Origin of the sequence: Sinomonas albida, from assembly GCF_004919045.1 — a bacterium.
Lineage (GTDB): Bacteria > Actinomycetota > Actinomycetes > Actinomycetales > Micrococcaceae > Sinomonas > Sinomonas albida.
Genome location: NZ_SWDW01000005.1, coordinates 148962 through 162547, shown reverse-complemented (window position 1 = coordinate 162547; position 13586 = coordinate 148962). Strand labels below are relative to the sequence as shown.

12 protein-coding genes, 1 tRNA gene and 1 riboswitch are annotated in these 13586 nt (G+C 70.4%); of the genes, 8 read left to right on the top strand and 5 right to left on the bottom strand.

Features of this window, described 5'->3' with window-relative positions; translation table 11 throughout:
• Positions 1-148 precede the first annotated feature (148 nt).
• Positions 149-1987, bottom strand: a complete 1839-nt coding sequence (locus E6A26_RS06710) for a phosphoenolpyruvate carboxykinase (GTP) (RefSeq protein ID WP_136610413.1) — start codon at positions 1985-1987, stop codon at positions 149-151.
• 290 nt (positions 1988-2277) lie between these two features.
• On the opposite strand from E6A26_RS06710, the gene E6A26_RS06705 reads away from it, so the two are divergent.
• Positions 2278-2351: transfer RNA gene (locus E6A26_RS06705), tRNA-Arg, on the top strand.
• Between the two features lie 117 nt (positions 2352-2468).
• Here the strand turns inward: E6A26_RS06705 and E6A26_RS06700 are convergent.
• Positions 2469-3494, bottom strand: coding sequence for a GTP-binding protein (locus tag E6A26_RS06700; RefSeq protein ID WP_136610412.1), 1026 nt, complete (start codon positions 3492-3494; stop codon positions 2469-2471).
• Positions 3495-3576: 82 nt separating this feature from the next.
• On the opposite strand from E6A26_RS06700, the gene ykgO reads away from it, so the two are divergent.
• From ykgO to E6A26_RS06670, 6 genes are all read left to right on the top strand, one after another.
• Entirely contained in the window at positions 3577-3699 is a 123-nt protein-coding gene (ykgO, locus tag E6A26_RS06695; RefSeq protein ID WP_136610411.1) for a type B 50S ribosomal protein L36, read from the top strand.
• 116 nt (positions 3700-3815) lie between these two features.
• Positions 3816-5228 (top strand): dihydrolipoyl dehydrogenase family protein, encoded by a 1413-nt coding sequence (locus tag E6A26_RS06690; RefSeq protein ID WP_234865153.1) that lies wholly within the window; start codon positions 3816-3818, stop codon positions 5226-5228.
• A 158-nt stretch (positions 5229-5386) separates the two neighbouring features.
• Positions 5387-6118 carry an ABC transporter ATP-binding protein gene (locus tag E6A26_RS06685; protein ID WP_211128986.1) on the top strand — a complete coding sequence of 244 codons (732 nt, stop codon included), beginning with the start codon at positions 5387-5389 and terminating at the stop codon, positions 6116-6118.
• The gene (locus E6A26_RS06680) at positions 6115-8151 is read left to right on the top strand and encodes a YhgE/Pip domain-containing protein (RefSeq protein WP_136610410.1); all 2037 of its coding nucleotides are present in this window, start codon (positions 6115-6117) and stop codon (positions 8149-8151) included. The genes E6A26_RS06685 and E6A26_RS06680 overlap by 4 nt, the downstream gene beginning before the upstream one ends.
• Positions 8148-8810: a TetR/AcrR family transcriptional regulator gene (locus tag E6A26_RS06675; protein WP_234865151.1), complete on the top strand. Its 663-nt coding sequence runs from the start codon at positions 8148-8150 to the stop codon at positions 8808-8810. The genes E6A26_RS06680 and E6A26_RS06675 overlap by 4 nt, the downstream gene beginning before the upstream one ends.
• A gap of 54 nt (positions 8811-8864) precedes the next feature.
• A complete protein-coding gene (locus E6A26_RS06670; RefSeq protein ID WP_136610409.1) occupies positions 8865-9419 on the top strand; it encodes a hypothetical protein in 555 nt (184 codons plus the stop codon).
• On the opposite strand, the gene E6A26_RS06665 is transcribed toward E6A26_RS06670, so the two are convergent.
• A complete protein-coding gene (locus E6A26_RS06665; RefSeq protein WP_136610408.1) occupies positions 9364-9915 on the bottom strand; it encodes a SixA phosphatase family protein in 552 nt (183 codons plus the stop codon). The genes E6A26_RS06670 and E6A26_RS06665 overlap by 56 nt on opposite strands.
• Before the next feature lie 54 nt (positions 9916-9969).
• On the bottom strand, positions 9970-10779 hold the full coding sequence (locus E6A26_RS06660) for a winged helix-turn-helix domain-containing protein (protein ID WP_136610407.1): 810 nt from the start codon (positions 10777-10779) through the stop codon (positions 9970-9972).
• 581 nt (positions 10780-11360) lie between these two features.
• Positions 11361-11549: riboswitch (cyclic di-AMP (ydaO/yuaA leader) on the top strand.
• A 4-nt stretch (positions 11550-11553) separates the two neighbouring features.
• On the opposite strand from E6A26_RS06660, the gene E6A26_RS06655 reads away from it, so the two are divergent.
• Positions 11554-12234 carry an aggregation-promoting factor C-terminal-like domain-containing protein gene (locus E6A26_RS06655; protein WP_234865148.1) on the top strand — a complete coding sequence of 227 codons (681 nt, stop codon included), beginning with the start codon at positions 11554-11556 and terminating at the stop codon, positions 12232-12234.
• Between the two features lie 162 nt (positions 12235-12396).
• On the opposite strand, the gene E6A26_RS06650 is transcribed toward E6A26_RS06655, so the two are convergent.
• Positions 12397-13488 (bottom strand): hypothetical protein, encoded by a 1092-nt coding sequence (locus E6A26_RS06650; RefSeq protein ID WP_136610406.1) that lies wholly within the window; start codon positions 13486-13488, stop codon positions 12397-12399.
• Positions 13489-13586: the final 98 nt, after the last annotated feature.

The window sequence follows — 13586 nt, the reverse complement described above, 5'->3', positions numbered from 1 at the left end:
GGGGAGGCGCCGTCGTCCATGGGGCACACGCTACCCGGGCGCGGAGGCGTGCAGAAGGGCCGCCCCGTGTGCAGCGGGGCGGCCCTCCTAGGGTGTCCGGCGCCGTTCAGTTCGCCGGAGTCTGTGTCGGCCTACGGCCTCGGTGCGGTCAGCCGAGGCGCTCCTTGAGGCCTTCGAGCTGTGCCGTGATGCTTTCGGGCAGCGAGCCGCCGAAGCGGTCGAACCACTCCTCAAGGCTGGGAAGCTCTGCGCGCCACTCGTCGGCGTCGAAGCGCACGGCCTCGTTGACCTCCTCAGCGCTCATGTCGAGGCCCCTGACGTCGAGGCTCTCGGGCGTCGGCACGAAGCCGATCGGCGTCTCAACGGCGTCCGCCTTGCCTTCGATGCGCTCGATCGCCCACTTGAGCACGCGCGAGTTGTCGCCGAAGCCGGGCCACGCGAACCCGCCCTCGCGAGTGCGGCGGAACCAGTTCACGAGGAAGATCTTCGGGAGCCTGGCCGGGTTCGCCTTCGCGGAGAGATTCACCCAGTGGCTCAGGTAGTCGCCCGCGTCGTAGCCGATGAACGGGAGCATGGCCATGGGGTCGCGACGCACGACGCCGACCGCGCCAGCCGCGGCCGCGGTCGTCTCCGAGGAGAGGGTGGCGCCGTAGAAGATGCCTTGGGCCCAGTCGCGGGACTGCGTCACGAGCGGGACGGTCGTCTTGCGGCGGCCGCCGAACAGGATCGCGTTGACCTCGACGCCGTCCGGGGCGAAGTAGTCGTCCGCGAGCATGTCGATCTGGTCGATCGGCGTGCAGAAGCGCGAGTTCGGGTGGGCGGCGGGGCGGCCGCCGTTCTCTGCAGAGATCTGCGGCGTCCACTCGTTGCCCTGCCAGTCGGTCAGGTGGGCCGGGACCTCCTCGGTCATGCCCTCCCACCACACGCCGCCGTCGTCCGTGAGGGCGACGTTGGTGAAGATGCTGTTGCCCTTCGCGATGGCGCGCATCGCGTTCGGGTTGGTTCCCCAGCCGGTGCCGGGGGCCACGCCGAAGAGGCCGGCCTCGGGGTTGACCGCGCGGAGCTCGCCCTCCTTGCCGAAGCGCATCCACGTGATGTCGTCGCCGAGCGTCTCGACCTTCCAGCCCTCGATCGTCGGGTCGAGGAGCGCGAGGTTCGTCTTGCCGCAGGCGGACGGGAACGCGGCGGCCACGTGGTAGGCCTTCTTCTGGGGGCTCGTGAGCTTGAGGATGAGCATGTGCTCGGCGAGCCAGCCTTCGTCGCGAGCCATGACGGACGCGATGCGCAGGGCGTAGCACTTCTTCCCGAGCAGCGCGTTGCCGCCGTAGCCCGAGCCGTAGGACCAGATCGAGCGCTCCTCCGGGAAGTGCACGATCCACTTCTCCGGATTGCACGGCCACGAGACGTCCTCCTGGCCGGGCTGCAGCGGCGCGCCGACCGAGTGCAGGGCCGGAACGAAGAACGCGCCCGTCTGCTCGATCTTCTTGAGCACGTCGGTTCCGATGCGCGCCATGATGCGCATCGAGGCGACGACGTACGCCGAGTCCGTGATCTCGACGCCGAACTTGGGGTCCTCGGCGTCGAGGTGGCCCATGACGAACGGGATCACGTACATGGTGCGGCCGCGCATGGCGCCGTCGAAGAGGCCCTTGAGCTTGACCTTCATCTCGGCCGGGTCCATCCAGTTGTTCGTGAAGCCGGCGTCGCGCTCGTTGCGCGAGCAGATGAACGTCTGCTCCTCCACTCGGGCCACGTCTGCGGGGTCCGAGAAGGCAGCGAAGGAGTTCGGGAAGATCTCCGGGTTGAGCCGCGTGAGGGTGCCCGCGGCGACGAGCTCGTCGGTCAGCTGGCGGAACTCCGCCTCGGAACCGTCCACCCAGTGGATCCGTTCGGGCTGAGTCAGTTCCGCGACTTCCTCAACCCAGGACAGCAGGGGCTCGTAGGTGGTGGGGGCTCCTTCAAGAAGCCGAACGCGAGTTGCGCCCATGTCTTCCTCCTTCGCTGGGTTGGCGTGTTCCTCAATGGTAGGGAAGGTGGTCTGTACCACCGGGCTCGTTTACATGCATGAAATGAGAGTGAAACACTCAAAAGGGCAAGATTCTGGGGATCTTGCCCTTTTTGTGCTCAATTTAAGTGATGAAGGTCACATAGACCGGTACAGTCACGGAGGTCTCATCTCGTGGATTTGGAACCGCGTTGGTCTTCGCGTAAAGTTATTCAGGCCGAAGCGCGAGGAATGCGGTGCAAACCGCGGATCCACGCCCGAGCTTCGGAAATGCGCCCATAGCTCAGCTGGATAGAGCGTCTGTCTACGGAACAGAAGGTCGGGGGTTCGAATCCCTCTGGGCGCACGGATCATGGAACACCTCTCGGTCGAAAGACCGGGAGGTGTTTTTCGTTGCGGCCAGGTGCAATTGCCCCGTTCCGGCCCGTTACCGGCGATCGGCGGCCAGGCAGGCCCGTCCGGCCTAGTTGGCCACGCCGCCCTGGCCGTTCGGACCCACAGACTCCCAGGCCGGAAGCGGATCCTCGTACGCCATCCACGCGAACGGGCCTTCGGCCAGCTCGGCGTCGGTGAGGGCGCACGCATCGAGGGCGCCCACGAGCCCCTCGCGGTCCAGATCGAGGCCGACCACGCCGAGCTCCTGCCCAATCGCGAGCATGCCCCCGCCTACAGGTGCGGCAAGCGGCTCGAGGCCCACCACCCCGCCGACCTGATGCCACTGGGCCAGGATCCCGGGCCGCGAAGCGAGCGTGCAGAACCCCGCCGAGCGCACGAGCCGCCCATACCGGCCGGACCCGATGTCGCCCTCGAGCGCCGCCGCGAGCCGGCCCGCATGGAACGGACGCACCTGCTCGTAGACGAAGCCACTCACCCGCCGGTCCGTCATGTACGGCGCAAAGTCGCGGTTGATGAGCGCCATCCACCCGGCGCCGTCCTGGTCGCGGGCGATCTCGCCGAGTTCGAGGTCGAGGCTCGCAGCCGGCTGGTCGACGCGGAGCCGCGCCCGGGGGTTGAGGTGGTTGACGAGCGCGAGGTGCATCGAAAGATCCGGGGTCGACAGCGGCTCCCAGTTGACCAGCACCACGGTCGTCGCGAGCTCGATCGACTCGACGAGCCGCTCGGTGAGGGTCGTCGCGCCCTCGGCCGCACCGGCGTCGTCCGCGAGGTCGTCGAAGAAGTGGGCCACATCGACGACCGCGACGAGCTGCGCGAGGCGAGCCTCGCCGTCGTCCGCCGCACACCCTTCCGCGCCGCCCGCGCGACCCAGCGCACCGATCAGCTCGGCCGACCCCCAGCGTCCCGCCGCGTCGAAGACCGCAACCGTCCCGCCCCGGCCTCCCACCGCCGCCTCGACACTCGCGGCGAGGCGCGCCGACGGCACGGAACGGAGGGCCTCGACGAGCGGCCAGTGGTGCGCCGTCGCAAGTCGGCGGGCGTATCGGCGCCCCTCGGGCTCGCACACTCCGACGATCGCCACCACGCTGACCACGGCCCGCTCCTTCTCCGTTCGGGAATATTCTCGAGCCACTGTACATTAATGAGAATTGTTCCTACTAAGTAAGGAGGCATGCGTGAAGGTTCGCGCGTCCATCAGATCCCTCAAGTCTCAGCCCGGCTCCCAAGTGGTGAAGCGGCGCGGCAAGGTGTTCGTCATCAACAAGAAGAACCCGCGGCTGAAGGCCCGGCAAGGCTGAAGGCTCCACCAGGCGAGCGCTTTACCGGCCCGTAGCTGCTGAACCGGTGTTGGCCAGCACCGGTTCAGCGGTCGCGCGCCGGTCAGGCCGCCCGCCCGTCCCGTAGCATCTGTGGGGTGGATAGCGAGTACGACGTCATCGTGATCGGCGCCGGCGCTGCCGGCGAGAACGCCGCGGACCGCGTGGCGAAGGGGGGCCTCTCGGTGGCCCTCGTGGAGAACGACCTGGTGGGCGGCGCGTGCTCCTACTGGGCCTGCGAGCCCTCCAAAGCCCTTCTTCGCCCGGGCACCGCCCTGCACGCCGCCCGGCGGGTCCCCGGCTCGCGCGAGGCAGTGACGGGCCAGCTCGACGTCGCCGCCGTCCTCAAACACCGCGACGACGCGGTCAACAACTGGGACGACGAATCCCAGGTCGAGTGGGTCCACAGCGCCGGCATCACCCTGGTCCGCGGGACCGCCCGGCTCACCGGCGCCAAGCGCCTCACCGTCACGGACGCATCGGGGAACCACTTCCCGCTCGCGGCCCGCCACGCGGTCATCCTCGCGACGGGCTCGAAGCCGTCGTCGCCCAGGGTGCCGGGCCTGCAGGGCACGCCGTTCTGGACCACAGCGGACGCGACGAGCACGCGCGAGGTGCCCGAGAGCCTCGCGATCATCGGTGCCGGCGTCGCCGGGAGCGAGCTCGCCCAGGCGTTCGCGCGGCTCGGCTCGCGCGTCACGGTGCTCGCCCGCGGCTCGCTCCTGAGCGGGTTCCCCGAGGAGGCGCGCGCCCTCGTCGTCGCTGGCCTCCGGGAGGACGGCGTCGAAGTGCTCGAGGGCGTGAGCCCAGAGCTTGTGGAGCCGACGGACGACGGCGGCGCCCGGCTCACGCTTCCCGGCGGCCGCACGCTCGAGGCGGCCAAGCTGCTCGTCGCGACCGGGCGACGCCCCGCGCTCGACGGCCTCGGCCTTCCGGCCTTCGGCATCGAGCCCGGGACCTTGCGCGTCGACGAGACCGGCCTTGTGGTGGGCAACTCGTGGCTCTACGCCGTGGGCGACTGCTCGGGCCGCGCCATGCTCACGCACCAGGGCAAGTACCAGGCACGCATCACCGGCGACGCGATCGTGGCCCGCATCCGGGGCGAACTCGACGGGCGCCCCGCGCCATGGAGCCGCCATGCCCGCACGGCCGACGATCTCACGGTGCCGCGCGTCGTCTTCACCGATCCGGAGGCCGCGATGGTCGGGCTCTCCGAGGAGGAGGCCTGGGAGCACGGAATTCGTGTGCGTGCGGTCGACCTGCCCATCTCGGTGGCAGGCGCGTGGCAGCACGCCGAGGACTACGAGGGGTGGGCACGCTTCCTCGTCGACGAGGGGCGCCGGACGATCGTGGGCGCGTGCTTCGCCGGGCCTGACGTGTCGGAGCTCCTGCAGGCCGCGACCATAGCGATCGTCGGCGAGGTGACGCTCGAGCGGCTCTGGCACGCAATCCCCTCGTTCCCCACCGTGAGCGAGGTCTGGCTCCGCTTCCTCGAGGCCTACGGCCTCTGACGCTGCGGGGCCCCGTCCCACGCATTTGCGGGGTGGACCGAGACCCCACAACAGTCGGGCAGAGACCCCACAACGGTCCGCCAGAGACCCCACAACCCGCCGCCCGACTTCGCGACCTTTAATTTGTACTGACTGGTCAGTTTGACTAAACTGGGAGCATGCTTTCAATTCGTGAGCTCCGCATTGCCGGCCGGCGTGGCGACCTCGTGCCATCGACCTCCTTCGAGGCGCCCACCGGCGCCCTCACCCTGGTCCAGGCGAACGGCCAGGACGCCCGCACCGCGCTCGCCCTCGCCGCGAGCGGCCGCTACGCCCCTGACGCGGGCGCTGCATCGTGGGGTGCCCCCGAGCGCTCGACCAAGAAGACGCTCAGGACGCTCCGCCGGGCGAGCGCGATCGTCGACTCCCCCGGCATCAACGAGGCCGAACGCCACCTGAGCGTCCGCGGACTCGTGGCCGAGGACCTCGCGCTGCTCCCCAGCCGCCATCGCGGCGAGGGCCCCGACGCGTGGCTCACGGTCCACGCGTTCGAGGACGTTGCGGGCGCCTGGGCGCACGAGCTCCCTGCCCACCGGCGCGTCGAGCTCCTCACCGAGCTCGCCCTCGCTGATCCCGCCGTCCGCCTCCTCGTGGTGGACTCCCCCGACCGCCACTCCGACCGTGCCGAAGACTGGCTTCCGCGCCTCATGGCGCTCGCCGCGAATCCGGGTCGCGGGCTCGCGGTCGTCGCCGTCGTCGCCGAGGTGCCGGCGGGCTGGGAGGCGGAGGCCGCCGTCGTCGGCAATGCGGGCCGCCCCGCGGACACCGAAACGGACGACGGCGCCGCCCCACCACCCACTGAACCCGCCCCCGCCACTGGCGAGCGCGACCGCGAGGAGGCCCGCGCATGACCGTCATCAGGCTCGCGCGCTCCGAGCTCCAGCGCATGACCGCCGGGCTCCTCCCCAAGCTCGTCATTTTGGCCCTCACCATGGTTCCGCTCCTCTACGGGGCCGTGTACCTCTACGCGAACTGGGACCCGTACTCGAACATGGGTCACATCAAGGCCGCCCTCGTAGTCGAGGACCGGGGCGCCACGACCCCGGACGGCTCGCGCCTCGAAGCGGGGCCGAAGGTCGCGGACGGCCTGGTCGAGGGCCATGTCTTCGACTGGCAGCGGGTCCCGGACGCCCAGACGGCGGAGGCCGGCGTGCGCAACGGGACATACTCGTTCGCGCTCCGCATCCCGGCGGACTTCTCCGCCAATCTGGCCTCGCCCGCAAGCTTCGACTCGGCGAAGCAGGCCATGCTCGACGTCACGACCAACGACGCGAACAACTACCTCCTCTCGACGATCGTGGACAAGGCAACGAAGGCCGTCCACGACTCAGTCGCGAAGCAGGTAGGCACTGACACCGCGAACAAGCTCCTCACCGGCTACGGCACCATCCACACGCAGATGGTCCAGGCCGCGGATGCCGGCGGCAAGCTGCGCGATGGCGTGGGCCGGGTGGCCGACGGCGCGAGCCAGCTCGCTGACGGCACGGCCCAGCTGCGCACGGGTGCGGCCCAGCTCGCCGATGGCCAGCAGCAGCTGCTCGACGGCGCGGGCCAGCTTCGCGACGGCGCGGGCCAGCTCGCCGGCGGCCTCGGGACGCTCCAACAGAAGACGGCGCCGCTCCCGGCAGAGACCCAGCGCCTCGCCGACGGGGCCGCGCAGGTCGCGGCAGGCAACGCCCAACTCAACCAGAAGGTCCAGGGCGCGGTGGCGGCGGCCGACGCCGCGCAGTCGCAGACCCAGCAGCAGGTCACTGACACCCTCACGAAGCTCGTCGCGAACGGCACGATCACGCCGCTGCAGGCCCAGCAGATCGGCGCGAGCCTCGCCTCGGCGACGCAGGCCTCGCCCGCGCAGGCCGCCGGGACGCAGCTTCACGCGGCGGCGGGCCAGATCGCCCAGCTCGCGGCGGGTTCGCAGCAGGTGGCCGACGGCGCGAGGCAGCTCGCAGACGGAACGCCGGCCCTGACGCAGGGCATCGCCCAAGCCGCGAACGGCGCGAATCAGCTCGACGCAGGGGCCGCGCGGCTCGCGGACGGCGAACAGTCCGCCGCGGCCGGTTCGCGCCAGCTCGCAGACGGCGCGGCGAGCGCGGACAGCGGAGCCCAGGCCCTCAAGGTGGGAGCCGCGCAGGCGCACGACGGCGCGTCTCAGCTTGCGGACGCCCTCTCCACAGGCTCGGGCAAGGTCCCGAACCCGGATGACGCCCAGAAGGGCAACCTCTCGCAGGTCATGGCCGACCCGGTCGCGGTCAGCAGCGTCTCGCAGGCGAAGGCTGCGACCTACGGCGCGGGCCTGGCGCCGTTCTTCCTCTCGCTCGCGATGTGGGTCGGCATCTTCATGCTCACCCAGGCCATGCGCCCCGTGACGCGCCGCGCGCTTGCCTCGAACGCCCCGGCGTGGAAGATCGCGATGGGCGGCTGGCTGCCGTTCTCCGTGGTCGCGGCGGCGCAGGCCACGGTCCTGACCGCGGTCGTCGACTTCGCGATCGGACTCAACCCGGCGCATCCGTGGCTCATGTGGCTGTTCATCATGCTCGGCGGCATCGCGTTCAGCGCGCTCATCCAGGGCATCGTGTCCCTGCTGGGCTCGGTCGGGAAGTTCGTGGTGCTCGTCCTGCTGATCCTGCAGCTCGTCTCTTCGGGCGGGACGTTCCCGTGGGAGATGGCCCCCGGGCCGTTCCAAGTGGCGCACGCGATCCTGCCGATGGGCTACGTCGTGACGGGCATGCGCCACCTCATCTACGGCGGCGACCTCTCGGGGATCCTCCCGCTCGTGCTCGGCCTCGTCGGGTACACGATCTTGGGCGCCGCGTTGAATATCCTCGGGACGTGGAAGAACAAGACGTGGCGGCTCAAGACCCTGCAGCCCGAGATCGCGCTGTGACGGCGACCCAAGACGGCGCCGCGCCGCGGTCCGCGGCCGCCACGCGCGGATCGGCGCGCTCCGAGGCCACGAAGCAGCGGCTCTTCCGCGCGGCGATGGAGCTCATCGGGCAGCGCGGCGCGGACGGCGTCACGGTGGACGAGATCGCGGCGGCCGCGGGCGTGGCGAAGGGCACCGTCTACTACAACTTCGGCAGCAAGAACGAGCTCGTCGAGCAGCTCCTGCGCTACGGCATGGGCCTGCTCATGGAGCGGCTCGACCCGGGGGCGACGAACGACGGCGGCGCGCACCCGCCGTCGTCCGCCCCCCTCGCCGACATGCGCGGACGGATCGAGCGCGCGCTCGGGTTCATCGCCGAGTATCCGGCGTTCGTACGGCTGTGGCTGGGCGAACAGTGGAGGGCCGACGGCGCGTGGCAGGAACTCCTCGCGGGCATGCGCGCCGAGGTGCTCGCCGTGATCGGGCAGGCCGTCCGGCGCGTCGCCGTCGAGCGGCCCCTGCGCCGGGGCCTGACGCCGGAGGGACTGGCCGTGGCGCTCTTCGGCGCATCGTTTGTAACCGGCATGGACCGCGCCGCGTTCCATCCCGAGCGCACCCTCGAGGAGGCCACGGAGGCGGTCTTTTCGCTCGTCCTCGGCGCCATCGAGTCGCAACCCTGACGCGACACGGCTGGACCCGCAAAATCCGCACCTCGCGGGTGACAAACTGACCCCGTGACCCCCTCGCGTTTCCTGCCCCTGCGCCGTAGCGCCCGCGCGACCCTCGTGTGCGCGGCGGCAGCGGCGGCGCTTTCAGCGCTCACCGCGTGGACGCTCGAGGGATGGATCGCTGCCGCAGCGCTCGCGGCACTCGTGGGCTTCCTGCTGTGCGCCCTCTACGCGATCTTCGGCATGAACCGCTACTGGATTGCTGCCGGGGCCCTCGCGACCACCGCACTCACGGTCGGCTGCGTGCTCGCGTTCCTCCGGGTGCTCGGCCTCGCGTGGGACGACGCCCCCGACCGGGTCACGACCGTCTCAAGCCGCGACGCCGATCCCTACTTCCTGGGCGCCATCGGGGCACTCGTCGCCACGCTCGCCATCCTGTTCGCGGGCGCGGTCTGGCCGCAGCGTCGGCGCCGCACGCGGCGTCCGGCCCCTCAGGCGGGACGGTCCAAGCCGGGGACCCCGTCCCGGGCCCGGCCAGCGTCGCCGCGGCCGTCCTCGCCGAGCCTCAGTGGCCGCGCCCGTGCTTCCGCCCCTCGGCCCGCGGCACGGCGAAATGGGTGAGCCGGGCGTCCTGCCCGTCGAGCTCCGCCCACGGCTTGTCGACCTCGAGCACGGCGAGCCCCGTGGTCGGGAAGTGGCTCGCGGCGTCCATGTAGGCGTCCTGGTCTGACTCGCGGGACGCCAAGTCGAGCACTAGGTCCTGGACCCCCGGCATATGTGCGATCACGAGGAGCGTCCGCACGGTGTCCGGGACGTGGTTGATGACCGAGAGCATCCGCCGCGCGCCCGCGGCGTAGAGGCCGGATTCGAGCTTGGGCGTGGGCGCGAGGTCGCCGAGTTCGCCGCACACCCACGTGCACGTCTGGCGAGTGCGCAGCGCGAGGGAGCACAGGATGAAGTCCGGCACCACCTTGTTGGCGAGCAGCCACTTCCCGGCCTCGGGCGCATCGGCGTGGCCCCGCTCGGCGAGCGGCCGGTCAACGTCCGGGACGCCGACGGGCCACGCCGCCTTCGAATGCCGCAGAACGGCCAGCCGTTTGACGTGGTGCTTGCTCATGGAGCAAGCGTAGGCCAGGGCCTCAGATGGGCCTGAGCCTCGACGGGCCAGTGGCTAGATGGAGTACTCCGGCGCCGCCCACACGACGACCTCGGGGTGCTCGTAGAAGCGGTAGCCCTGGCCGCGCACCGTGCGGACGGTGTTGGCGAGGCGGCCAAGCTTCGAGCGGAGGCGGCGGATGTGCACGTCGATCGTCCGCTCGTTCGGGACTTCCTCGGCGTTCTTCCAGAGGTTCTCGAGGAGTTCCTCGCGGCTCACGGTCCGCGTTCCGTTCTCGACGAGGTAATTGAGGAGCTCGAACTCCTTGAACGTGAGGTTCAGGGTCGCGCCGTCGAGGTGCACCTCGCGCCGCGCCAGGTCGATCAGGACGCCGCTCGGGCGGCTGTCACTCGACTGCGCGGGCCGCGGCTCGGGCCGGGGCCGGCTGCCGATGGTCGGGTCGCCGAACGTGGAGCGGACCACGTCGAGCGGGCTCCCCGGGGCCGCCGAAGGGGCGACGGCGACTGCGGCGTAGCTTTCGACGCCGGGCACGAGGTTCTGGGCGTAGGCGCGAATCTCCTGGGCGATGCGCGCGATCGACGATCCGGCCGCCGCAGCCTGCTCCTCGGAGATGCCGACGTAGAGGACGAAGCCGTGGGCCACGGTGTCCGAGGCGACGGCACGGACGGGCTCGGCGCTCGGTGCGACGACGGGGGTCGGCGCGGTCATCGGTGAGTAGTCGTCCGTGACAGGGCGCAGCGGGCGCGCTCCGTAGGGCTCGGGCTGCGCGGCGGGGCGGCCCCCGAAGGGCTGACGGACGGCAGCGGCCTGGGCTCGCTGGGCGTTTCGGACTGAGATGTGGACGTAACCGGATGCAACCGACATGGAGTGCTGACCTCGAGTGTGACTAGCCGCGGAGGCTTCGAATGCTGGACAGGTTGAGCGAAGAGCTAAGTGCTGGGGGTGGCGCAGTCAGCTATGCATTCGACAACGGCACATGGTCCGGCCGGCAGGTGAGCCGGATCGGAAGTCTGCCACTGCAGGAACCGTTGAGTTCTTGTTCACACTGGGAGTGTCCCCCGTAACAATGGCTACAGGCAAGTAACAAAGGTCTCCGCGTCTCACATCGTGAGAAAACAGCTCGGAATGTGATAGATCTCACGATTCGACACACGGCAGATGTGAATCGCTTTTTTCACATATTCGAGCCATTCGGGGCACCCCGCCGAACATTGTTCGGAGGAAGGCACAAGCCCGGGGTCCGATCAACTGTCCTACCACGCGTCTCACGATGTGGACGGCCGAACGCTCGCGAGCGCTCGCATCAGCCTCCGGCGACGGGAACCCACGTCGCACCCTACCGAGCTTTGGGCCCCGCCGGGCGCGATCGGCCGTTACCCAAATGTGACAACTAACCGAGAGTCCCGTACGGTTGGTCGAGTGCGCGGGACACCCCGCGCGCCCTTTGGTGCCGCTCGCCGAGCTCTGCCAGCGCCCAGAGGGACTTGAAGGCAGAGACGGAGGACCCAATCGGCCGCCCTGTGGCCCGCGCGACGCGGGCCGCGGCCCGGGGTGAAGCCCACGCCATGAGGCGGGGCCGGATGGCTCGCATCCGAACCCGGCAGCTAACTTCGCAGGCGCTAGCGAGAGGTCTTTTGCGTGAGCAGAACCATGCCCTCGGGCACGCCTGTGCGTGTGCGCGGCCGCCATCGTGCGGAAACCCCCCGCCGACTTGCCCGCATCAATGCCGGAACCACGTCCGGCGGCCGCTACCGCAACGCGGTCGTCGCCGCCTCCCTCGGGATCGTCGCAGCCTTGAGCAGCGGCGCCGCTGCAAGTGCGGGCGGCGTGGCGCCTGCGGTGTCCTCCGACCCGGTCTCCGCCTCGGGGCCGCAGATCAGCGCCACGAGCGATGCGACGGTCGACTTCGTTCGGCCGAGCGTCACCTCGATCTCCAAGGCCCAGCTCGACCAGCAGGCCAAGGACGCGGCGGCCGCCGCCAAGGCAGAGCTCCTCAAGACGCAGCCCGTCAACGACCCGTCCGGCGCGCAGGCGTATGCCTCGAGCCAGCTCGCGAAGTTCGGCTGGGGCCAGGACCAGATGCAGGCCCTCGTCAAGCTCTGGAACCTCGAGTCCGACTGGACCACCACGGCCACCAACTCGAGCAGCGGCGCGTACGGCATCGCCCAGGCCCTGCCCGGGAACAAGATGAATTCCGCCGGCGACGACTGGCAGACCAACTACCGGACGCAGATCGACTGGGGTCTGGGCTACATCAAGGACCGCTACGGCTCCCCCTCGAACGCCCTCGCCTTCCACTACTCGGTGGGCTGGTACTGATCGGGCTCGTACTGATCGGCACGTGCCGCTTCCCGGCTCCCGGCGACGACTGACGAAGGCGCCGCTCCCCGCAGTGGGGAGCGGCGCCGTCGTTCGTTGTGGGTAGGCTACGAATGTCCCGTGATGCGCCGCGGGGAAGCCGCGTTGGCCAGCAGATCCGCGTCAGTTGCTCTGACCCGAAGTACCCGACGTCGGCGTGACGAGGATGCTCAGGGCGGCATTGCCGTCCTTGAGGGCGGTGACGCGGACGGTCTGGCCGGTCGCAAGGGTCGTCGACGAGGACGATGACGAGCCTGAACCGCCCTGGCTCTGCGAGCCTCCCTGCGAGCGGCTCCCGCGGCCGGAGAAGCTCGCAACGGTCGTGTCCGAGGAGATCGCGTACGTCTGGCTGTAGCCGTCGGCGCTCTTGACCGTGATCTGGCTGCTCGTGACGGCCGTGACGGTGCCCGTCTGCTCGAGCTCCGTGACGTACTGGCCGTTGCGCTGCACCACGTACTCGCCGTGCACCGCCTGGCCTACCGCGCCCGCGCCGAGGTTGCCCGGGCCGCCGAAGCCGCCCTGGCCCGTCCCGTTCTGGCCCGTCCCGTTCTGGCCGGTCCCGTTCTGGCCCGTGCCGTTCTGGCCGGTGCCGCCCTGGCCCGGACCGCCGTTGCCAAGACCCTGCCCTGAGGCGTTCGAAGTGGTCGAGTTGGCATTGTTCGCCGCGTAGACGGCCGCGCCAGTGCCGCCCGCCGCGATAACCACGATGCCCGCCGCGGCGAGACCCTTCTGCACCGGCGTGAGGCGTGCGATCCGGCCCTTCGCCGGAGCGCCCGGGGCCTGGCCCCACCCCTGGCCCGACGCGGGGGCTCCGGGAGCACCCCAGCCCTGACCCGGCGTTGGGGCGTTCGACGGCGCGCCCCACCCCTGCGCGGGGGCTCCCTGAGTCGGTGCACCGGGAGCGCGTACCCCCGTTGCGTCCTGACCGTAGGAACCCTGCGCGGGGCTCTGGCCGTAGGAGCCCGGCGCGTACTGGCCCTGGGCCGGGGCGCCCCAGCCCTGCGCGGCCTGAGCGGGAGCCTGAGCCGTCTGCGCTTGGTTCGGATAGAGGGTCTCGGTGGGCTGCGGCCGGTTCGGGTAGAGGGTCTCGGTCGGCTGCGCGTGGGGGTTGACGGGCGCCTGGGAATCCGGCCCCTGCTGGGTCGGGGTCTGCTGGGTCGGGGCCTGCTGCTGGTCGCGGTTCTGCGGGTTCGGGGTCTGCGGTCCGAGCGACATGGTGTTCTCCTCCAAAGTGGTCCTTGTCCTGCACACCAGACTCCGGAGAGATCCTGTGCCGTCGCTGTGCCCACCGGCTGGACTGGCTGTGCTTCGGG

Excerpts from the sequence above, each read along its gene's own strand:
- E6A26_RS06710 (WP_136610413.1), bottom strand. The coding sequence starts at position 1,987 with ATGGGCGCAACTCGCGTTCGGCTTCTTGAAGGAGCCCCCACCACCTAC.
- E6A26_RS06650 (WP_136610406.1), bottom strand. The coding sequence starts at position 13,488 with ATGTCGCTCGGACCGCAGACCCCGAACCCGCAGAACCGCGACCAGCAG.
- E6A26_RS06685 (WP_211128986.1), top strand. The coding sequence starts at position 5,387 with ATGCTTTCAATTCGTGAGCTCCGCATTGCCGGCCGGCGTGGCGACCTC.
- E6A26_RS06660 (WP_136610407.1), bottom strand. The coding sequence starts at position 10,779 with ATGTCGGTTGCATCCGGTTACGTCCACATCTCAGTCCGAAACGCCCAG.
- E6A26_RS06665 (WP_136610408.1), bottom strand. The coding sequence starts at position 9,915 with ATGAGCAAGCACCACGTCAAACGGCTGGCCGTTCTGCGGCATTCGAAG.
- E6A26_RS06680 (WP_136610410.1), top strand. The coding sequence starts at position 6,115 with ATGACCGTCATCAGGCTCGCGCGCTCCGAGCTCCAGCGCATGACCGCC.